Below are 21596 nucleotides of genomic sequence, written 5' to 3'. Positions count from 1 at the left end.
GCAGCTATCTATACGATGGCCGCCGGGCATGGGAGAGGTAATCGCGGATCGAGAACCGGCCCGAATCACCCGAAGGTGAGCGAATAGGCCTGCACGCCTGGACGAGCGAACTCCACGCGTACCGTGCGATCGACGATCGGGCCGTGCTGGCGTACCAGCTGGTAGAGGCGGTCCTGACGGACCACGCCCCACCCCTGGGCGTCGGTGTCGGTGCCGTGATAGGCGCCGGGCGCCTTGCCATCGATCGTCACCCGGAAACGGACCGGCTGTCCATCGGCAGGCGCCCCCAGGACTGCATGGGCATCGCGTGCATGAAAGCGAAAGCGGATAGCGCCGTCCGCCCTGTCCAGCCGTGCGAATTCACGCTTCACGGTCCAGCTTCCGGCAAGGTCCCAATGGTTGAGGGAAAGCGAGGACGCGGGCTCATAGACGCGCGGGGCATCGCGCGCGGGGCTGCCGGAAGCGGCGAAGCTCTGCGCCTTGGCGTAGCCGATGTAGACCTCGGGAGAGCGTAGCTGGGACCATTCCGCCTGTGCTTCCACCCCCGTCGAAGCGATCGAGGCAAGGGAAACGGCCGACAGGTCATGACCGGCTTCGGCAAGCAGTTTGCGTATCAGGCCTTCCGCCTCGGCATAATTGCCTTCACCGACCCGATAGCCACGCATCCGTCCCTGGGCGTCGATGAAGTAGAAACCGGGCCAGCCTTCGTTTCCGAAAGCCTGCCAGACGGCATAGTCGTTATCTTGAAGATTAGGATAATCGACGCCCAGGTCCTGTGTGGCCGTGCGCACTTTGGCCGGGTCGTGTTCAAAGGCGAACTCGGGCGCATGGACGCCGACGATCTGGAGCCCCTTGTCCTCGTACCGTTCGTTCCATGCGCGCAGATAGGGCAGCGCCCGCAAGGAGTTGATGCAGGAATAGGTCCAGAAGTTGACGAGAACCACCTTGCCTCGCAGTGACGGCGCGGTTCCCGCCAGCCAGGGTCTGGCGCCTTGAAGAACCTGCAGCGCGCGGGGCGTGGCATCGGCGGACGCGGAAGCGATGGCGTCCTTATCGGCCAGTGTCGTGGCAACGGCTTCGCGGCAGCACGCTGCGGTCGTGCCAACGGCCGTCAGCAGGGCGGCAGCGATGAAGCCTATGGAGCGGTTCGTAGTCATGGCGGATGCCCTTTCGGTTCTGCGTCTTTCCATTGCAGGAGATCTACGGCGCCCTGGACGAAGCATCACGCCAGATGCTGACGGGCGGCGTTAGCACCTGACAGCGGCAGCGCCCGAACCGCCATCAGTCAGGCGCTAACACCGCATTACGCAAGCTAACGGGCGTCCGGCAGGCATCGCTCATATCCTGCCGCCATCGGATCGGATGATCGGTGGAGGATAGATTTATGTTTGCAGGAAATGCTACATCCCGGCGCAGCTTCGTTGCTGCAACCGCCCTGGCCGGAGCGATGGCCGCCGTGCCCGGCATCAGCCGTGCGGCGACGGCAGGAGGCAGCGTGCGCCCGTTCCGCATCGCGATTGCAGACGCGGAAATCGTCGCCATGAAGCACCGCATCGCAGAGACCCGCTGGGCCGATCCCCAGCCGGTGAGCGACGACGGGCAGGGCGTGCGCCGCCAGACGCTGCAACCGCTCATGAGCTACTGGGCCGGAGCCTACGACTGGCGCAAGGTCGAGGCCCGGCTCAACGCCCTGCCGATGTTTATGACCGAAATCGACGGTCAGGACATTCACTTCATTCACGTGCGCTCGCGCCACGAGAATGCCTTGCCGATGATCCTCACCCATGGCTGGCCGGGGTCGATCCTGGAGTTCCTGAACGCCATCGCTCCGCTCACCGATCCTACCGCGCATGGCGGCAGTGCAGATGATGCGTTCCACCTCGTCATTCCCTCCATCCCGGGCTTCGGCTTTTCCGCAAAGCCGGCGGTGCCCGGCTGGGGATCGGACCGCATCGGGCGGGCATGGTCGTCGCTGATGCTGCGGCTGGGCTACGACAGGTATGTCAGCCAGGGCGGCGATTGCGGCTCGGTAATTTCGCAGCGTATGGCCTTGCAGAAAGTGCCGGGGCTGTTGGGCATACATCTCAACATGCCTGCGGTGGTGCCCGCCGACATCGCCCATACCCTTGCCGCAAGTGATCCGGCCCCCGTAGGCCTTTCCGCGAAAGAGCGCGGGGCCTTCGACCAGCTGGAAGCGTTCTATCGCGACAACGCTGCCTACGCGGCGATGATGAACACGCGCCCTCAGACCATCGGCTATTCGCTGGTGGATTCGCCCGTCGGCATGGCCGCGTGGATGTACGAGAAAATCGCGCAGTGGACGTACAGCGACGGACAGCCCGAGCGCGTGCTGGGCCGTGACGCGATCCTCGATGACATGTCGCTCTACTGGCTGACGGGGACGGGCGCATCGGCAGCGCGGATCTACTGGGAGGACCACTCCAACAACTTCAACGCGCGCGGGGTGATCGATCTGCCGGTGGCGGTGAGCGTGTTCCCCGGCGAGATTTTCCGCGCCCCCAGAAGCTGGGCGGAGCGCTGCTACACCAACCTGTTCTACTTCAACGAAGCGAGCGACGGCGGCCATTTCGCCGCGTGGGAACAGCCTGAGCTGTTCACCCGCGAAGTGCGCGCCGCCTTCCTTCCCCTGCGCTGACCCCTCTGTTCCAAAGAGAAGACCCATGACCGACAGCAAGACCCTCTACGCCGCCCATGTCCATGTGACCGGAGGGCGCGAAGGGGCCGCGCGCAGTTCCGATGGACGCCTCGACCTCAAGCTGTCCACCCCCGGCACTTCGGGCGCGGGCACCAATCCCGAACAGCTGCTCGCCGCTGGCTGGTCGGCCTGCTTCGAGGGGGCGATGGCGATCGCTGCCAAGGCGAAGGGCATCGACCTTCCCGAAGCGCTGGCGATCGACGCGCGTGTGGAACTGCATCACGGCGCGGACGGCTATGCGCTGGCGGCGCGTCTCGACGTTCATGTGCCGGGCCTCGCCCCTGAACTCGCGCGCCAGGTCATCGAAGCGGCGCATCGCACCTGCCCCTATTCCAAGGCGGTGAAGGGCAACATCGAAACCGTCGTGGCCCTGGCATGAAACGAAAGGAAACGTCCATGAGAACCATCGTAGCAAGCGCGCTGGCGCTGGCCGCAGGGCTGCTTGCGCCGGGAGCGCAGGCTCAGGCCCAGACTTCACCGGAGCCGCAGAAACCTACCGTGGTGCTTGTCCATGGCGCTTTTGCGGACTCCTCCAGCTGGAACGGGGTGATCGCCGCGCTCCGGCATGACGGCTACACGGTCGTCGCCGCGCCGGACAATCTGCGCGGCGTCCGGGTCGATGCCGAGGTCGTGGCGGGTGTGATCAGGAGCATCGCCGGGCCTGTCGTGCTGGTCGGCCATTCCTACGGCGGATCGGTCATCAGCGAGGCCGCCGAGGGCGCCCCCAACGTCAAGGCGCTGGTCTATGTCGCTGCCTTCGCGCCCGAAGCGGGCGAGACCGCGCTGGGGCTGACCGGCAAGTTCCCGGGCAGCACCCTCGGCCCGACCCTGGCGCCGCCGGTGCCGCTGCCTGCTGGCGGGAACGACCTGTACATCCAGCAGGCACGCTTCCACGACCAGTTCGCCGCCGACGTGCCGGAGGCCGACGCCCTGCTGATGGCGGCCGGGCAGCGCCCGATCGCCGAAGCGGCGCTGTCGGAAGCGTCTACCGCTCCGGCGTGGAAGCACATCCCTTCGTGGTTCGTCTATGGCGAGGCGGACCGCAACATTCCCCCGGCAGCCCTGGGCTTCATGGCGCAGCGTGCCGGAGCGCGCGAAACGGTGGTGATAAAGGGCGCCTCGCACGTCGTCATGGTTTCGCATCCGGCCCGCGTCGCCAAACTGATCGAGCGCGCCGCCGCGGTGGAGTGACTGGTCGCGCGCTGGGCCTCGCCCCCGATCCTCCGGCCCGGCGCGCAATCGCCCGCAACCGGCATCACCTTGGGCGATGCCGGTTGCGGGTTTTTCCTGGGCGACACCTCACCTCAGTGCGAATAGGCCGTGAAGACTTGGTCGTCGTCCTTCTCCAGCTTGGAATGGCAGGCGAAGCAAGCTCGGTTCAGGGCTTCATCCGTGTTCGGTTTGCCCGCGTCGAACTGGTGATACCCCCACCCACCGCTGGCGGCATAACGCCGCGCATCCTTGACGCTAACCTGCACATTGGTGGGGTCGCCCGCTACGAAAGACTGCGGTGCGGGAAACACGGCATCGTTGCGGGGCGAGGATTGATACCGCCACGCCAGCCTGACGATCACCGCGCCATCGGGAAACGGACGCCTGCCATTGCGAAAGGCCTGCACGGCGATATCGTTGCCGAGAATGGCGCGGATGTCATTGTTCTTGCCCGCCTCATGGGCGACGCTGACGAGTTTCCAGTCGCGGTATCCGGCAGGCAGCGTCACGCTCTGTTCCGGGGCGGGGGCCGAAGCCCCGCCCCGCGCCGCTACCATGGTGGATGCCCCCAGCAATGCCGTGGCCATTGCGAGGCAGCAGGTGGAAAGGCGGATCATGCGCTCATCCTTCCTGCGTCCAGCACTGCCTTGGCGAAGGCGACCGGCGCTTCCTGCGGAAGGTTGTGACCGATGCCGCCGCTGAGCAGACGGTGCTCGTAAGGGCCAGTGAACTTTGCCCGATAGACTGCGGGATCGGGGTGCGGAGCGCCGTTGGCATCGCCTTCCATGGTGATCGCAGGCACGGACACCGGTGGCGCGGATGCCAGCTTCGCCTCGGCGGCGTCGTACTGATGCTCGCCTTCGACAAGACCCAGGCGCCAGCGGTAGTTATGGATCACGATGGCGACATGATCCGGGTTGACGAAGGATGCGGCAGACCGCTCGAACGTCGCATCATCGAACGACCAGCGGGGCGATGCCTGTTCCCAGATCAGGCGGTTGAACGCCCTAGTATTGGCCGCATAGCCTTCGCGCCCGCGCTCGGTGGCGAAATAGAACTGATACCACCACTGCAGTTCGGCCTTGGGCGGCAGCGGCCTGGCGTTGCCGGCCTGGCTGCCGATCAGGTATCCGCTGACCGAAACCAGCGCCTTGCACCGCTCGGGCCAGAGCACCGCCATGATGTCCGCCGTGCGTGCGCCCCAGTCGAACCCGGCGACGATCGCCTGCCGGATGCCGAGGGCGTCCATCAGTGCGATCCCGTCCGCCGCCAGCGCGGCCTGCTGGCCGTTGCGCGGGGCCGACGCCGACAGGAAGGTCGTGGTGCCATAGCCGCGCAAGTGCGGGACGATAACGCGATAGCCTTGCCCCGCGAGCAGGGGAGCGACTTGGGCGAAGCTGTGGATGTCATATGGCCAGCCGTGAAACAGCAGCACAGCAGGACCGGTCGACGGTCCAACTTCGACATAGCCGATATCGAGAGGTCCTACGGCGATCTGCCGCACCGTCCCGAACGGCAAAGCCGCCGGAGCGCGCGTGGCGGCCGCAGCGCGTGTCGGCGCGAGGCCCGCCATCATGGCGGAGGCGAGTGTGGCGGCTCCGGCGATGAATTCGCGGCGGCGTGGCGTGGGGCATGGCAGGGGCGATTGATCGAACATGATGGGTCTCCTTGTTATGGAGCCCACGATAGCCCCGCCTTGCCGCGTCCGCCCGTTATCGCGCGTTAGCTCCTGTCAGAACCCGTCCGAAGTGAAGGCTGCGCGCATCAGGATGCCAGCACGATGCGCCGCTCTATGCCGATCTCGTGCAGGAAAGCCTCGTCGTGGCTGACGACCAGCAGCGCGCCGTCGAAGGCCGCCAGCGCCGCCTCGACCGCATGGACGGAATCAAGGTCGAGATGGTTGGTCGGTTCGTCCAGGATCAGGATTTCGGGCGGGGTATCGCCACCGAGACGGCAGGCCAGCGCCGCGCGCAGCACCTGGCCTCCGCTCAACGTCCCGACCATCTGCAGTGCGCTGTCCGCTCGGAACAGGAACCTCGCCAGCATGGCACGGCAGGCGTTCTCGTCCTTGCCCGGGTTGAGGCGCCGAAAGTTGTCGAGAATGGTGGCCCCTTGGTCGAGCAGCGAGGCGTTCTGATCCAGATAGGCCACGCGCGTGTTAATGGCGATGATACCGCCAAGAGGGGGAAGATCGCCCGCCACGGTCCTGAGCAGCGTGCTTTTGCCGCAGCCGTTCGGTCCGATTACCGCGATGCGTTCGGGCCCGGTGATCGTCAAGTCGATGCCTCGCCGAACCGGACTGGCAGGATCGTGGCCGACCGCCACCCCGTGCATCGCCACCAACGTGCGCCCCGAATGCACCCCCGTTGCAGGCAGCACGATCGACAGGGACTGCAGCACTTCAATCCTCGCCTGCGCCGCCGCGACATGCCGGGCAGCGTCATCGGCCAGCCGCATCTTCAGGCGCTGGTCACCGCCACCGCTGACCTCGGCGGCGTTGCGCCGCGCGCCTGCAAGGATTTTCGGCATATCCCCGCGCGCGCCTTTCCGAGCGCCGGCCGCGTCGCGGCGCTGCCGGCGCTCGTCGGCAACGCGGCTGCGACGCGCTACCTCGGCCTGCTGTTTCCGGGCGTGAAGCAGATCCTGCTCCGCAGCTTCCAGTTCCAGTGCCTTGCTTGCACGATAGTGGCTCCAGTTGCCGCCGTATTGCGTGGCGCCCAGGCTGGTCAGTTCGACGATGGCGTCCATGCGTTCGAGCAGTTCGCGATCATGGCTTACTACCACCAGGCCGGCCTGCCACCCATCGACGAGCCGCAGCACCGTGTCGCGGCCTGCCCGGTCGAGATGGTTGGTCGGCTCGTCCAGCAACAGGAAATCCGGCTCGGCGAAAAGCGCCGCCGCCAGCGCCGCGCGCGTGCGTTGCCCGCCTGACAGGCCTGCAAGCGGCGTTGCGGCGCAGGCCTCCAGATCGAGACGAGACAGAGCGAGGGCAACCCGTTCCTCCAGCGTCCAGTCCGCATCGGCGAGATCCTCCAGCGTCGCTTCCCCGCTCGCCGCACGCGCCAGAAGCTCGAGCGCTCCCCGAATGCCGAACAGGTCCGCGATCGTATCCGTGGGGGCAGGCTGGATGATCTGCCCCATCAGGTGCAGCGACCCGGCCTTCGTTATGGTCCCCGAGGCAGGCGTCAGATCGCCGGCCATGAGCCGCAGCAGGGTGCTCTTGCCCACGCCGTTGCATCCGACCAGCCCGGTGCGCCGTCCGCCCAGGGTAAGGTCTATGCCTTGCAGAACGGAATGGCCCGACGGCGTGCTCCAGCCGATGCCTGTGAGAGAAATGGACGACAAATGCGACTCGCTTTGCAATAAACAGCACTATATCGTGTCGTTTTATTCCGGTCCGGTCAACGGCGGGACAATGTGGAGTGCTGGCAAGCATGGGAAGACCCACCAAAGCGCAGGCGCAGAACTGGACGCAGAGCTTGCTGGACGAAGCTCGCGCCCTGTTCTGCGAGCGCGGTTACGCGGGCGCGACGCTGGATGAATTGGCGGTACGATTGCGCTGCTCGAAGCACTCGATCTATCGCCGCTTCGCAGACAAGCAGACCCTGTTCGTCGCCGTCGTCGATCGCGACGTCACCCGCTTCGTGGCCGGCCTTGGTACGTCCTGCGCAGCGATTTCAGATCCTCTCGGAAGGCTGCGCGCCGTGGCCCGGGCCTACTTCGGGTTTGGCGCATCTCGGGACCATGCTGCGCTCTATGCCGCCATGTCCCTTGAGGCGACCACATCTGCGGAAATACGCGCCCACGCATCGCAGTGGGCAAACGAAGCGCTGGTTCCGCTGCGAAGCGCTATCGCCGCAGCCATGCCGGGGGGCGATGCGAACGAACAGTGCGAGATTCTGATCGATCTTCTCGACGGTGCAGCCAACCGGCTCAGATTGAGAGACAATTTCGAGAACGACGTCGAGATGGTATTCTCGATTCGTTGGAATATATTTCTACGGATGTGCGCTTCGGGGAGCACGGACCCTCGTTGAACACGCAGTAAAAGTCAGAGCGGCCATTCCCGTTGATCCACTTGGCTAGTCTTTAATGTCTGATTGGAAATCCGGAGACAGCCGGATTCCCAATCAGACACTCAGGTAAACGGCAACTCTTGGAAAGAGCCGCCGCCGAGGGGACCGCGCATGAATGACCGGATGTGTGAAAGGTTTCGGGCGCTTGCGTACGAAAGCCTCCAGTGCAGGAACCCGCGGGCCCCACGCACTGGTCTATGGGTAAATAGGCTTTGGCATGGTCCTGGCTGGTAGGCGTTGCCGCGCCGGAGGTGCCATTATTGGTTGAATTAGCTTGATTTTGCTGGGCGTCAGACCGCGAGCGGCGTTGGCCTTGCGGCCCAGTATGCGCTACGCCCTGTTCAATCCCGGGACAGGCACGCGCTGGGGCATCGGCCAATGCGCCAAGTGCCAACCTCGCTGTCGGGACATGATGCGTCAGTTCAGCGATTTCGCCATCAACCGCTCCAGCCGCTCCGCAAAAGCGCGAGGATCGGCGGGTGGCTGACCTTCGGCGATGCGCGCTTCGTCGAGGAGCAGGAAGGCGAGGTCGCTCCGCTCTTCGTCGCTGGCCCCGGTCTGGCCGAGCTTCGCGATCAGCGTATGGCCGGCATTAACTTCCAGCACTGGCTTCGCCCGCTCGGGCGCCTGCCCCGCTGCGGCCAGCATCCGCTCAAGCTGCAGGTCCATCGCGCTTTCCGACGCGACGATGCAGACGGCGCTGGTCGTCAAACGGTCGGAAACGCGGACATCGGACACCTGTTCGGCCAAGGCGTCCTTGGCAAAGCTGATGAAGCTGCTCACCTCCTCGCTCGGCGTGTCCGTCGCTGCGCTGCCTTCAGCCAGCGGGATCAGGCTGAGGTCGGTCGCGCCTTGGGTCACCGACTTGAAGGGCTTGCCGTCATAATCCGCGCCAACGGTCGTCCAAAAGCTGTCGACCTGGTCGGGGAGCAACAGAACCTCGATCCCACGCGCCTTGAAGCCCTCGAGCTGCGGCGATTGGGCGATGCGATCGAGATCGGTCCCGGTCGCATAATAGATCGCGGTCTGGTTGTCCTTGAGGGAAGCCGCATAGTCCTTGAGCGAGCGCCACTCGCCGTTCGAGGTGCTGGTCTTGAACCGGGCAAGGCCCAGCAACTGCGCGCGCCGCTCGAAATCCTCATAGAGGCCTTCCTTCAGCACCGCCCCGAAATTCTCCCAGATCGCGCCATAGCGGTCAGCATCGCTGGTTGCGATCTTGTCCAGTTCCGACAGGAGGCGGTTGCTCACGCCCTTCTGAATCGCGGACAAGACCGGGCTGTCCTGGATCATTTCGCGCGACATGTTGAGCGGCAGGTCGGCGGAGTCCACAAGACCCCGCACGAAGCGCAGGTAGCGAGGCAGGATTTCCGCCTCGTCTGTGATGAAGACGCGGCGGACATAGAGCTTGATCCGACCCTTGCGATCGGGATCGAACAGGTCGAACGGCTTGGTTTCGGGAATGAAGGTCAGCACAGAATATTCGTGCCGCCCCTCCGCGCGATAGTGGAGCGTCAGCGCGGGCTTGTCGAATTGGCCCGCGACGCTGCGGTAGAAGTCGGCATAATCCTCTTCGCTGATATCCGACTTCGCCCTGGTCCAAAGTGCCGCCCCATCAGCGACCTGGCGCTCTTCCTCCTCGCTGCCCAGCTCCTTGATGAAGATTGGCACGGGGACATGGCCCGACTGCGCCTTCACGATCCGCTCGACCGTGTAACGCTCGGCATAGGTCTTCGTGTCGTCCAGCAGATGCAAGGTCACCCGCGTGCCACGCGCTGGCGCCTCCGCGGTGTCGACTGGCGCGATCGTGTATGTTCCTAGGCCATCCGACGACCAACTGGCGGCCTCATCAGTTCCTGCACGCCGCGACACGACATCGACATTCCCCGCTACCATGAAAGCGGAATAGAAGCCGACGCCGAACTGGCCGATCAACTGCTGGCCCTCACCATTCTTGTCAGCGGTCAGCTTGTCCATGAAAGCCTTGGTCCCCGACCGCGCGATGGTGCCCAGCGTCTCCCCCATGTCAGCGGCGCTCATGCCGATACCGTTGTCCTCGACGACGATTGTCCCGGCTTCCTTGTCGAGCGCCAGCGTGATGCGCGGCTGCGGATCGTCACCGAACAGGGCCGGATCGGAAATTGCCTCATAGCGCAGTTTCTCGCACGCGTCGGCCGCGTTGGAGATCAACTCGCGCAGGAATACGTCCTTGTCGGAATAGACCGAGTGCACCATCATGTGCAGCAACTTGGAAACATCCGCCTCGAAGGCATGAGTTTCAGGGGCGCTCACGGTGTCGGTTGTCATGGGTCTTTGCTCTCTCATATGGCAGACTGTGCGACGGTCAGATGGATCGAATGCGATTTCCATTCAAGAGGTGAGCTTGAAAGCACCGCCCTTCTTGGCCCTGTCTGTCAAAAAGCGGTGCCTGCCAGCATTTCCTCGCTACCTTTGTTTCACAGCAACCCTGCGCAAGGATTTCTCGATCTCACCGCCACAATAGGCATCGCCATATTCCCTGATTGACGCCTTGTTCAGTTGCGCCAGGGCAGGCTCATTTTGCAACCGACGCGACATGGACGCGACGTGGGGCGCTGCTTCGTCCAAGGTGATGGCGACGACGGAAAAGCGATCCGCCATAGTGGTCCATAAGGTCGAGGTCACGATATCGGCCACGCCTGCCCTGTCCGTTCCAAGCAGATATCCCGTCTCCTTCCCCAAACCATGGCGTGCGCCAGTCGCTTCCCAGATCGTCATCCATTTTCTGAGCCGCGGGACAAATTCTTCCCATTTGGATTTCGTCCACATTTCACGGCCGCCATCGAGCGTCAGCTCATCAATGACATCATTGGCATCGTTGACGATTTTTGCCGTCAGCGCGCGAAGCTGCGCATCGTCTGGCAGCAGGCCAAGGGTCTCGGCGAGATAGAGGGCGATCGCAGGCATTTCCGCGATAGCGAAGCCCGTGGCCTTCTCGATCAGCACGGGAGGTCCCATGAAAGGGACGGGCTGCTTGGAAGGATCTTGCTGCATCAGTTCAACGATCTCGTCGGAGCTGTACTCGACCCAGCTCTTGCCGGCGAAGGCGAGAATGGCCCGTATGAACTGCCCACGAAAAGGCACCGGCCAGTAGAAGAGATCATAGTTGGCCATGCGGTACGCTCCTTGTAGATGATGTCCCTGCGGCGATGAACGCGGTTCCGGGGTTTCTGACTCCTGGAAAATCTCGATCAGGCTTAAACTCGTCCAATTAGTTCCTGCGGCGCGGCCGCATTGCGCCATCTCTTGGAGGGGAATGCAGAAAAAACCGGACCGACCGCACTGGGCATCGAAATTTCACGGCTAAACGGCAAGAACGGGTCGACGGCGGATGCAAGGCCTGGGAGACAACTTCGCGCACAATCCTTCCCATTCACGGGAAATCGCTCAGTCTCAAAAACCGTCGTTCGTCATCGGCCATGGCGTTCAGATTGGCCGGGTCGAAGGCATGGTGATGATCAGCGCAATCAGCGTTGCTTCTTCGCGATGGTCGCCGTGAAGTCCGGATCCTTGTTCGCGACCCAGTCAACGAATTTGCGAACATTCGGATTTTCCAGCAGACCCGCCACCTCCATCCCATGGCGCTGCAGTTCGGAATTGGTGAAATTGGCAATCAGCGTTTGCTGGCAGATCGAATGCATAGGCACGACATCGCGACCGCCACGGCTCTTCGGTATGGGGTGATGCCAGACTATGGTCTTGCCGGTCGGGCGACCGCATAGCCAGCAGGCCACCGGCGCTTCTGGAGCTTCGTCTTCCTGCGGAAGATGATCATAGGGATCGTGTTTCGAACGCTTGCGGGCCATAGCTCGAGTTAACTGCCTTGATTTCGGTTCGGCTATAGCGATGCGAACGCCGGTATCATATTGGCAAGTACATAAATCGGCCCTTTGCCGAAAAATCGGGATGGGAAACAGCAATGACAGAACCATTGAAACCGTGGGATGGCGAACGGGTCCGCAAATGGCTGGAGCGCCGGTTCGAAGCGTCGAGGCTGGATCAGGCTGCGGCGGACCAGCGCGGCTATGACGCGCGGGACGATTATGACAAGGCCGCTGCCGAAGAGTGGGTTTGCCGCGCACTGAAGGCTGTCGATTGCACGAATGAACAGGCCGCGTTCGCCAGACGCCTTAAGGAACTGATCGGCCAGGATGAATACCCGGCGACGAGCATCCATGACGATGTCCGGTTCGAACGGTATGTTCGCAGCCACCTCAGGAAGCTCGTCAAGATGACAAAGGCAAATGAGGGGTTCGAGAAGACGCTGCACTATCAGTGAAAAGAATGAAGTGCCGCCATCGGCATGCTAGGGCCGTTGCATGTCCAATACCCGCAGCCTTGGCGGCACTGTCGAAATCGACGGATCCAAATTTGATTGGCAACTCCTGAGCGAGCCCCGGCTATCCTCTGACGATGGGTGGAAGGGCATGACTGTCTCATTGCGCGCGCAGGATATGCCGCGCGAAGCCGTGCTCGAATTTCCAACACCCAAGCGCCTGATGAAAGGATTGCCCAAAGGGCGTTCCCACATCAACGACGCGATTGCCGCAAGGGGGGGTACGGGCGGCGTTGTTGGCTGGATGGGATCCAGCGTCACGCGGCAAGACGATGATTTTCACGGTCGATGCCAACGGCGACTAGCGGGGCGAAAGCCGCTGGTCTGCATCTGGAGATCAAAAATCGGCGGCTGAGTGGCGACAAATGGGTCGACCGCGGAAACTGCTGCTGGGCGTCCATTCAAGCTATCCCCGCAGTAGCTGGGGTCGCCCGAAACGAGCCATATCGAAAACCGTTGGCGCTGATCTCCAGATGCGCGCAATGAATGCGCTGAAACTGTGCCGGCCGGCAAGGGGCTGCCCTCGCTGACCGACACAGTTTCATTCAAAAGGAATGTCGCATGCCAAAGGCGACGCTTCGTCCGCGCAGAGGTGACTGGTCCTTCACGAAGGACGTATGCGCAAAGGCCAGTTCATTGAGCAGATTGGTGCCGCGAACATAGAACTCAACGGACTTGTCACCCTGCCCGATGTCGAGCCGATAGCTGAGCGTGGCGTTGACCATGTCGTAGCCGCCGGTGTGGGTTTCGTAGGACGCGAACTTATCCGGCGCGAAGGTGTGATAATATTCCACATCACCTGAAAGCGGCCCCGCGCTGTGTTCGTAGCGCACGCCCAGACGCCCCGGTGGAATGCGGGGAAGATTGTCGTTCTCGCTCTTAAGCTTCGCGCGGACATAGTCGCCAAAAACCGTGACGCGCGATGCGGGCGCAAGCTGGTAGCTCACTTGCCCGTCGATACCGGCGAAACGCGCGTCGGCCGCGGTGTAGACCAGGAAGTTATGCGGAACGCCAGTCTCGTTCTCGGTTTCGATCAGTCGCGCGAAGACATAGTCGCTGACATCCTGGTAGAATAGGCCAATCTCAAAACCCAGCGCGCCGCCCGTCTTGCGGAAGGTCAGGTTGATCGCATCCGTTGACTCCAGGATGTCCTCCGCCAACACGCCCCTGTTCGCGAAACCTTCGACCTCGGCCACCAGGCCAAGTTCGTAGCTGTTGGTCGCCAGGTTGTTGCCGCGCGCATAAAGCTCACGCACGCTTGGCGCGCGTTCGGTATGCGCGAGCGAAAGGGCAAGCGCATATCCCTGTTTAACGTTCAAGGTGGCGCCCAATGATGCCGAGAAGGGGGCGTGCCGAACAGTCGGGTTCCTCGAGCGGAACCGCTCGACGTCCTCGTCTTCGAGCATCGCTTGCCAATCGGTTCCGTACCACTCGACGAACAACGCCGCGAGTTCCGGCCCCACGGTGGACCGCCAGGACGGCACCCCGACTTCCATTTTCCGCCAGTCCTTGCGCATGGCGGCCTCAACATCGACCGAGCCGAACGAGCGACGCTCGCTCAGGAAGATGCCAACATTCTCAGTGGAATAGTCTGGACTGCCGTCAAAGCCATAGGCACCATCGGGGAACGGCCGGTGCAGATCGTTCACATTGATGCCGTCGAACCTGCCGTCGGTATATTGAACGCCTAGCGTGCCGGTGAAACCTAAGACCGGCTTGTGCGTCAGCTCGAAGCGACCGTCATAGACCTCGTTGATGAAGCGTGAGAACAGAAGCTCGCCATCGATCTCGTCATGCGCATAGTCGGTGTAGGAAAGGCGCAGCCGCGTGTGGGCGAAGCCAGGGAGCAGGTCGTCATAGTCGCCGCGGACATCTACGCGGTCGCTACGCAACTTGATGTACGCAGTGTGGTCATCGGACCCGCCAAATGGGTCCTCGAACCCGCCATGCGCCTCGCAATGCAGGTCGAGTCCGTGAGTGTGGCAGACGCCGTTGATGTGGCTGTGGCCGGGCAGGCCATACTCGCTCTCCATGCGAGTAAAGGCGGCGCCAAGATAGCCCTTCGAGGTGATCCACGACGCGCCCACACTGTAGCTGGTGCTTTCCGCGAAGGAGTCGCGCAGCTTGTCAGAGCCGTAAGCGTTCGGCACGTCATAATCATCGGCACTGCGGCGGGCTCCCTCGGCATGTACCGCGAACTGGCCGATGCCGGCGGTGACTCGCCCAACAACTGTCTTCTCTTCGTCGCCGGTGCCGTAGCGCACCTCGGTCGCACCAGTCAGGCCGCCTTTGGGCACAGCCTTCGGCACCTTGCTATCAATCAGATTGATTGCGCCGTTCGTCGCGTTGCCGCCGTAGCGGACCGCGGCGGGGCCGCGCTGAATCTCGATCGCATCGAGCAGCAGCGGATCGGTGGTGATGGCGTGGTCTGGCGAGACTGAGGAAACGTCGAATAGGTTCGCACCGTCGCTCAGCACTTCAATGCGCGGGACCGTCTGGCCACGGATTACCGGACGTGATGCGCCACCGCCGAAGTTGTCGAGATGGATACCGGGCATGCCGGCCAGAGTCTCGCCAAGCCCACCTAGGCGCCGATGAACCAACTCCTCACCGGCCAGCACCTGAACCGGAAGAGGTGAGGCGATTTCTTCTGTGGCAAGCGATTGGCCTGTAACCACGATATAGCCCTGTCGCCCGCTGCGACGCTCGTCTTCACTTTCGGCCGCAGGCTCTTGCGCCCAGGCGACCACAGGAAAGGACGCAGCTGCAAGAAGCATGGCGACGGTTTTCGGTCTGATATTTTTCACAATTTACCCCCGCAACGAATAGCGGGTCGATTTGATATGATATGGTATATCGTCAAATGGATTTTTGTGTATTTTTGTTTCTGTGCAAGCCGTTACTGAAGTTTATAGGGTTGATCATTATGCCGCTCAGGCGAATGTCGGGGTTTGTGGGCACCCCACTTTCCCGGTAATACAGGCTATGACAGCTATAGCTGTAGCATGAGTGCAAAGCCGCCATTCTCCTTACGGCCAGACTTGTGCATCCAGAATGGGAAAGCGGACGGGCAACACCTGGGAACGGCAAAATCAGTGCTGAACGTCCGGCATGGGTCGACCCCAGAGGCTCATCTTGGAAACAGTTAGGTCTGCCCGGTTCAGATGACGGTTTCAACTAACTCCCGCCCTTCATGTGAATTGCCCGTGCAGTAGAACCGCTTTGCCGAGCCTGGAGCTTGCTGTTAGCCGACATCCCGGTGCCGCTTTATCGTGCAAAGCGCCAATGATCAAAATCAAACAGGGCGCGATCTCCGTCCCCTTTGAAAATGAGGTAGAGGTCGCGGAGGCCAATTGCGCCTTCAATCGGGGTTACGCGTTCCGTCCACTGACCTGCCGCGCCTGTTTCGCCAACTTGAAGCGTTCCGATGACGGGCCCATCAACGCGATCCAGGCGCAGTTCCATGGCCGAGCCCGGCACGCCGTTTGTAACGGATGCAAAGAAGCGGTTTGGGCCGGTAGTTCCGAAATCCACACCCGCAACCTTGATATAGGTGCGGTCGAGCGTCCGGGTTACGTGCATGCCCGTCCGGGGGGCGCCGGCAGTCGTGACCCCCGGCTGCCAGGAATAGGACCGATCGCGATTACGACTGATGCGCGAAGTCCAAGCGATCGTCTCCGCCTCTACTCGCTGGTAGGGATTGAGGGTCTCCAGTTGCGGCGTACTGGTTGCATCCCACCAATGTAGGTTGGGGATGGTGCTGTCCGGATTATAGGTGAACTTCGCCACGGTCACGGAGCGCCGTTCATGATGAATAGGCGTCACCGCAAAGTTCAGCTCATAGTTAAAACCAAACAGATACGAGCCATCTTTATAATCGATGATGCCGGGATGATTACCCGTCGCGCGCGCATCATGATCCATGATCGGGCCCTTGTAGGTCCAGGGTCCAGTTGGCTTGTCACTCATCGCATAGCCGATCCCTTCGGAGCAGCAGGTCGATGCAAAGGCCATGTAGTAGCGGTTGTCGCGCTTATAGAACCAAGGCCCCTCCTGATAATCGAGGATGCGGTCGATCTTGGTGATCGGTCCTGAATAGGAAGTCATGTCCTTGTTGAGCCTGACGTACCAAAGATCAGGATTGCCCCAGTAGAGATAAGCTTGCCCGTCATCATCGATCCAGACCGTCGGATCAATGAATCCGTCTTGAGCAGCGATCAGGGGCTTGCCGAGCACATCGACAAATGGCCCTTCCGGCCTATCTGCGACGGCCACGGCGATGACGTTCTTGGGCGAGCCAGCCACGCTGATCGGCGCGTAGAGATAAAATTTCCCGCCACGGGCGATCACTTGCGGCGCCCAGGCATCGTTGGTTTGCACTGCCCAGGGGAAGGTCTTGAGCGAGGCGACCGTACCGCGATCGGTCCAGTTGACCATATCGGTCGAACTGTACAGCAGCCAGTCGCGCATCTTGAAGCCCGTGGCGTCGTCTTCGTCATGACTGGTATAAAGATAGACGACGCCATCATGCACCAGGGGCGCGGGATCCGCGGTGAAACGGGTCTGTATGATGGGTGGGCCGGGCTGGGCGATGGCCGGCACTGTCAAGAGGAGGCCGCAAAGCGCGGGAACGGCCAGTCGCCATGAGCGAAACAATGCCTTCATCAGAACTGCACCTTCGTTGCCTTGCCGGTATAGGACATGACCCTGGTTTCGGGCAGCATGTCCACGCCCCCCTTTCCTGTCCCGTCCATAAGCACCAACTTGAGGCTGCGGCGTGCTGTCATTGCGGGGAAGCTGCCTTTACGCGCGCCGACGCTCAGAGTCCTGGCCGCATCGTTCCAGACCAGATCGTAGGTGGCGCTGGCGCCCTTTTCATAGGCGTAGGTTTCGTTGTCATCTTCGTAAAGCGTGAAGCGGGCGTCAGCGCCGGGGTAGATCCTAACCTCATAGGGAGCCCCCGGATCCTGCGTCGCATATTGGACATTCGGCCCCATGGGCAGGATCGATCCGGCGCGCACATAGAGCGGGATCAGATCGAGCGGGGCTTGGCGCGTCACCCGGCGTCCGCCCTCGAACCGCGCGTTAGTCCAGAAATCATACCACCCAGCGCCTGCGGGCAGATAAGTCTCCATCCTCTCGTCGATCGCCGCCCCGGGCTCACTGATCGCCTTTCGCTCGCTCGGCCGACGCCAAGCGAGGCGGAGCATGCGATTGCCGTCCACCTGATAATAGTCGATCCCGACCCTGAGGGTCTGGCCCTTGCGTAGCGTGACGGTCGTGCTTTTGTAGCGGGCGGAACCTGCGATCCAGTCCTCGACCACTGTTTTCCCGTCCAGCTTCAGGCGGAAACCGTCATTGCCCTCCACTCCTATCTCATATTCGCCATCCTCGGGCGCCATGATCGCGCCTTCCCACTTGGCGGAGAAATGCTGGAGACTGGAAAGCCCGGCCGGAATTTCGGCAAGCGGTGGATCGGGCCAGGTGTGATCGACCCTGACATCCAGAAAGCGACTTTTCGGCGTTTCGAAATTCTGGCCCTCGAAATACTGGCCTGCGAGCCCGGGCTGGCCGTCCGGCGTGCGCAGATATTCCGCGGGGATTGTTGCGGCCGGTGGCGGCAGGTTGTTATACATCGCGTGGGTCACGGGATGGACCAGGATCGAAGGGCCGAACATGAAGCTGTCGTCGATCCTGTCGGTCGCACGATCGTCTGGAAAGTCCATCATCAAGGGACGCATCAGAGTATAGCTCTCGGTCGTCACTTTCGCGCTTAAACTGTAGATATAGGGCAGCAGACGGTAACGCAGCCGGGTGGACCTGAGCAGCGAGGCGTAGACGGCCGGATCCATCGTTTTGAACAGATAGGGTTCGCGCTCGACGTTGGTGCCGTGAATCCGCATGAGCGGATTGAAGGCCGAGAATTGCAGCCAGCGGGCGTACAGTTCGCGCCAGGCCGGGTTCTTCTCACCGCCCGGAAACTCCGCGACGAAAAAGCCGCCCGTGTCTTGCGTCCAATAGGGATTCCCGGTCACCGTCACGTTGATGCCGTCGGCCACCTGCTGTTTGAGCGTCTTCCAGCTTGCGAATATGTCCCCGCTCCACGACGCCGCAGCAGTGCGCTGCGCGCCCGCCCAGCCAGATCGGGTGAGCGTGAATACCCGCTTGTCGCTCGTCGCGCGCTGACCGTCATAGGTGCCCTGCGTCGTCAACAGCGAATAGGGGTTGAGGTAGCGGGTAAAGTCGCCCAACGCGTTTCTGCCCAACGCCTTGGTGTCGCGGATATTGTCCTGAGCATTCCACATCGCGCTTGACACTTCGATTTCGGTGCCATCCATCCAGAGCGCGTCGACGCCTTGGTCGAGCAACCCCGACTTAATATGCTTGAAATAAATCTGTCGACCAAGCGGGCTGTAGGCATCGTAGACGCGGGCATGTCGGGATATCCAGTGCAGCGGCTCGAAGCGCAATCCGTGGCTATCAAGTTCCCTGGCAAGCGCGGTATCGTTGCCGATCGATGGCCAGATGGACACCATCAGCTTCATGTGCATGTCGTGCACGGCGCGCGCCATGCCAGCGGGATCGGGATAGCGGGCTCGATCCCAGGTCATCCCGCTCCAGCTACCGTCCTTGTCCGATCCCCAATATTGCCAGTCCTGGACGATGTAATCGAGCGGGAAACCATCCTTGCGGAAAGTGCGGGCGACATCGAGAAGCTGCGCCTGCGTCTTATACCGTTCCTTGCTCATGAAGAGGCCGAACGCCTGCTTGGGGTACATCGGCGCCTGGCCTGTCAGGCCGCGATAAGCCGCGACCACCGCATCCGGCGTATCCCCCGCCATGAAATAATAGTCCACGCCCCCCGGCGCGCTTTCGGCCCACATCGACGCGCCGTTGGCGTCGTCCCTGAATTTCATCTGGGAGTAGCTGTCCCACAAGACACCGTAGCGGCGGGAGGACATCAATACCGGGATGATGATGCCGACGTTGGTCTGGACGAGTAGCAGTTCTTTACCCCGGCGATTGCTGGTGTCGGTGCCGTTGAAGCCCAGGCCGTAGATCGCTTCGTCCGGCCGCAGGGTGAAGCTGTTGCTGACCTCCATTGTTGGCGCGCCGGATAGGGTGCGCTTTGCCAGCGACTGCGGCGCGGATGCATTCTCCTCGGTATATAGTTTCCCAACGGCGTCATAGAAGCGCAGAGCGCCGTTCGCCTTGCTGACCTCGACGCGCAGTCTTGCGCTCCTGATCGTCAGCGTGTCGGCGGTCTGCGAGACAGTGAAAGCGACGGGCTGCGGCTTGGCGATGACGGCCAGGCTGGGCGCGGTCCAATAGTTTTCACCGAGCGTGGCATTCACACGGAGCGTTTCAGGACCGTAGAAGATCAGGTTCTTGGTCACGTCGCCGACCCGGATCTGCACCCCCTGGGCAAGGCGCGTGAAGGCAAAACCCTTCGCTGCGGCCGGCACGACGCTTTGCATGTGACCGCGAGCATCAAGGCCAGTAGACGAGGTGTTCCGAGCCGGCTGCGATGCGACTGCTGTAATTGATGCGGTGCTGATCGCCAGCAGAGCCGCCGACCGCCACAAACGATATTTTGGACGCAACCGCCCCTCCATCTTTTGCACCGGCGTGAGTTTGGACCGGTGTTTACGTGAACATATCTTGCCGAGCGGCACCGCGTTGGTCCGTCTGCAACCGGGTTTTATCGACTATGGCTCTATGGTGACGACCACCCTGGCGTAACGCGTCAGCGGCGGAGATCCCTTGTCCGTCACCGCCACGATGAAATGCGCATCCCTTGGCGCATCAACCTTGGGGGCGGTGAAATCGACCGTATGGATATTGGGCGAGATGCCGGATGCGATCGCGCTGCTCCAGCCGCCGACCTCAGGGTAATGAGACCAGTAGTAGCTGAGATTGTCGCCATCCGGATCGGTCGATCCGGCAGCGCTCAGCACGAAGCGCTGCCCGCCCTTCACCGTCATGCGGGCCGGGCTAGCCAGCCTGGCGACCGGCGGATGGTTGGCATCCTCATAGCCCTTGACCGACCAGTCCATGCGGGCGGCAAAGTCGTTCTGGAACTCGGTACGCCAGCGCCACAGAGTCGCGCGGAAATCCTTGTACGATCGATCGCCCGGCACCCTAGCCCGGCCCACATCCCTGTCGACCAGCGGCGTGAAATTGTCCGTCGCGTTCGTCCAGATCGGCCGTGTCTCCACCTCAATCGGCACGCCGCCAGTGAAACCTGATGGATCGGTCATCTGAGGGGAAGGCGTATAGAGTTCGTAGCGTCCGCCCCATCCCCCCCAGTCTGGGCGTTCGGCATTGCTGAGGCCGTTCGGGATCAGCGAGAGATAGGCGGGCGTATCGCCTTCTATACCATAGGCGACGTCGGGATAGGCCGCTCCGAGCGGGCCATGGTCCTGCTGAATGTGATCGCGCAGCCAGTCGTTCGAGATGACGTCATTGTCTGCGCCGTCTATCCGGGCATGAATGCCCGTCCATGTGCCCGCGCCATAGCCACCGGGGCTGACGATGTAGAAGAGATCGGGAAAGGTCTTGCGAATCCAGGCGCCGCTGTCGTCCTGGTCCGAGATGGTGTAGATCCGCAACCTGGCTACCAGACGCTTGACCTCTTCCGGCGATCGGCTTGCCTTGAGCCCATGAAGCGCTTGGGCCAGCGTGTTGGCGCCGCCCCATATCGACACCCATAGCGGACGCGGATCGTCCCGCGCCATCGCCTCCACGATGAGGCGTGAGCCCGCCGTATCGTGGCCGTTTCCGACCATGGCCATGCCGTAGCCCAGTTGCCCGTCTCGTACCAGAGACGCCAGCTTCGAAGCAGCCGGATATCCCTGCTCGTGCAGCATAAGATTAGGCTGCACCTTGCCATAGGCTTCGATGATCCGCCGGATGGAATCCGGATGGATCGCCGTCTTCATATGGGTGGAGGTCGTCGCGACCAGCCCCTCTATGTCGATCTGGTTAGCGTAGAGAAACAGGCGGATGAAGGATTGGCTATCGTCAGGATCCGCTTCTATGTCGCTCAGCACGATGAGGCGCTGCTTCGCCATCGGCGATGCGATGGACGGGGTTGTAGGAGAAGCCGCAAGAAGAGCGGCGGGGAGGGTCGCCGATGCAATTGCGGCCCAGGCAACGATAATTTTCATGCGACACGGTCCGATTTCATGCAGGCAATCGCTCGATCCAGGGGCAGGTC

The 21596-nt window shown here is 62.1% G+C and carries 16 protein-coding genes and 1 pseudogene; 6 read left to right on the top strand and 11 right to left on the bottom strand.

The window, feature by feature from the left end; genetic code table 11:
* Positions 1-65: 65 nt before the first annotated feature.
* Entirely contained in the window at positions 66-1157 is a 1092-nt protein-coding gene (locus MOK15_RS20760) for a redoxin domain-containing protein (protein ID WP_242933576.1), read from the bottom strand.
* 290 nt (positions 1158-1447) lie between these two features.
* On the opposite strand from MOK15_RS20760, the gene MOK15_RS20755 reads away from it, so the two are divergent.
* The 3 genes from MOK15_RS20755 to MOK15_RS20745 are packed head-to-tail and all read left to right on the top strand — an operon-like array spanning position 1448 to position 3907.
* Entirely contained in the window at positions 1448-2656 is a 1209-nt protein-coding gene (locus MOK15_RS20755) for an epoxide hydrolase (protein WP_242933575.1), read from the top strand.
* A gap of 25 nt (positions 2657-2681) precedes the next feature.
* Positions 2682-3095 carry an Ohr family peroxiredoxin gene (locus MOK15_RS20750; RefSeq protein WP_242933574.1) on the top strand — a complete coding sequence of 138 codons (414 nt, stop codon included), beginning with the start codon at positions 2682-2684 and terminating at the stop codon, positions 3093-3095.
* Between the two features lie 17 nt (positions 3096-3112).
* Entirely contained in the window at positions 3113-3907 is a 795-nt protein-coding gene (locus tag MOK15_RS20745; protein ID WP_242933573.1) for an alpha/beta hydrolase, read from the top strand.
* 113 nt (positions 3908-4020) lie between these two features.
* On the opposite strand, the gene MOK15_RS20740 is transcribed toward MOK15_RS20745, so the two are convergent.
* From MOK15_RS20740 to MOK15_RS20730, 3 genes are all read right to left on the bottom strand, one after another.
* Positions 4021-4545, bottom strand: coding sequence for a cytochrome P460 family protein (locus MOK15_RS20740; RefSeq protein ID WP_242933572.1), 525 nt, complete (start codon positions 4543-4545; stop codon positions 4021-4023).
* On the bottom strand, positions 4542-5585 hold the full coding sequence (locus MOK15_RS20735; protein ID WP_242933571.1) for an alpha/beta hydrolase: 1044 nt from the start codon (positions 5583-5585) through the stop codon (positions 4542-4544). Before MOK15_RS20735 ends, MOK15_RS20740 begins: the two co-directional genes overlap by 4 nt.
* 107 nt (positions 5586-5692) lie before the next feature.
* A complete protein-coding gene (locus tag MOK15_RS20730) occupies positions 5693-7273 on the bottom strand; it encodes an ABC-F family ATP-binding cassette domain-containing protein (RefSeq protein WP_242933570.1) in 1581 nt (526 codons plus the stop codon).
* An 89-nt stretch (positions 7274-7362) separates the two neighbouring features.
* On the opposite strand from MOK15_RS20730, the gene MOK15_RS20725 reads away from it, so the two are divergent.
* Positions 7363-7965 (top strand): TetR/AcrR family transcriptional regulator, encoded by a 603-nt coding sequence (locus tag MOK15_RS20725; RefSeq protein ID WP_242933569.1) that lies wholly within the window; start codon positions 7363-7365, stop codon positions 7963-7965.
* Between the two features lie 456 nt (positions 7966-8421).
* On the opposite strand, the gene htpG is transcribed toward MOK15_RS20725, so the two are convergent.
* The 3 genes from htpG to MOK15_RS20710 all read right to left on the bottom strand — a co-directional run bounded on the left by htpG (position 8422) and on the right by MOK15_RS20710 (position 11846).
* The gene (htpG, locus tag MOK15_RS20720) at positions 8422-10308 is read right to left on the bottom strand and encodes a molecular chaperone HtpG (RefSeq protein WP_242933568.1); all 1887 of its coding nucleotides are present in this window, start codon (positions 10306-10308) and stop codon (positions 8422-8424) included.
* A 138-nt stretch (positions 10309-10446) separates the two neighbouring features.
* Complete coding sequence (locus MOK15_RS20715) at positions 10447-11154, bottom strand: glutathione S-transferase (RefSeq protein WP_242933567.1); 708 nt, start codon at positions 11152-11154, stop codon at positions 10447-10449.
* A gap of 353 nt (positions 11155-11507) precedes the next feature.
* Positions 11508-11846: a hypothetical protein gene (locus MOK15_RS20710; protein ID WP_242933566.1), complete on the bottom strand. Its 339-nt coding sequence runs from the start codon at positions 11844-11846 to the stop codon at positions 11508-11510.
* A gap of 113 nt (positions 11847-11959) precedes the next feature.
* Here MOK15_RS20710 and MOK15_RS20705 point away from each other — a divergent pair, with 113 nt between their 5' ends.
* Together MOK15_RS20705 and MOK15_RS20700 are read left to right on the top strand one after the other, a co-directional pair.
* Positions 11960-12319 carry a hypothetical protein gene (locus MOK15_RS20705; RefSeq protein ID WP_242933565.1) on the top strand — a complete coding sequence of 120 codons (360 nt, stop codon included), beginning with the start codon at positions 11960-11962 and terminating at the stop codon, positions 12317-12319.
* Positions 12320-12359: 40 nt separating this feature from the next.
* Positions 12360-12681, top strand: a pseudogene (locus MOK15_RS20700) (hypothetical protein).
* Positions 12682-12921: 240 nt separating this feature from the next.
* On the opposite strand, the gene MOK15_RS20695 reads toward MOK15_RS20700, so the two are convergent.
* The 4 genes from MOK15_RS20695 to MOK15_RS20680 all read right to left on the bottom strand — a co-directional run bounded on the left by MOK15_RS20695 (position 12922) and on the right by MOK15_RS20680 (position 21546).
* On the bottom strand, positions 12922-15183 hold the full coding sequence (locus tag MOK15_RS20695; RefSeq protein ID WP_242933564.1) for a TonB-dependent receptor: 2262 nt from the start codon (positions 15181-15183) through the stop codon (positions 12922-12924).
* A 460-nt stretch (positions 15184-15643) separates the two neighbouring features.
* Entirely contained in the window at positions 15644-17041 is a 1398-nt protein-coding gene (locus MOK15_RS20690) for a glycoside hydrolase family 43 protein (RefSeq protein WP_242933563.1), read from the bottom strand.
* Complete coding sequence (locus MOK15_RS20685; protein ID WP_242933562.1) at positions 17041-19854, bottom strand: TIM-barrel domain-containing protein; 2814 nt, start codon at positions 19852-19854, stop codon at positions 17041-17043. The genes MOK15_RS20690 and MOK15_RS20685 overlap by 1 nt, the downstream gene beginning before the upstream one ends.
* A 231-nt stretch (positions 19855-20085) precedes the next feature.
* Entirely contained in the window at positions 20086-21546 is a 1461-nt protein-coding gene (locus tag MOK15_RS20680; RefSeq protein WP_242933561.1) for a DUF1593 domain-containing protein, read from the bottom strand.
* Positions 21547-21596 lie beyond the last annotated feature (50 nt).

The organism is Sphingobium sp. BYY-5 (genome assembly GCF_022758885.1).
Taxonomy (GTDB): Bacteria; Pseudomonadota; Alphaproteobacteria; order Sphingomonadales; family Sphingomonadaceae; genus Sphingobium.
Note: the sequence above shows the minus strand (reverse complement) of the source record. Positions and strands in the feature narration are given on the sequence as shown.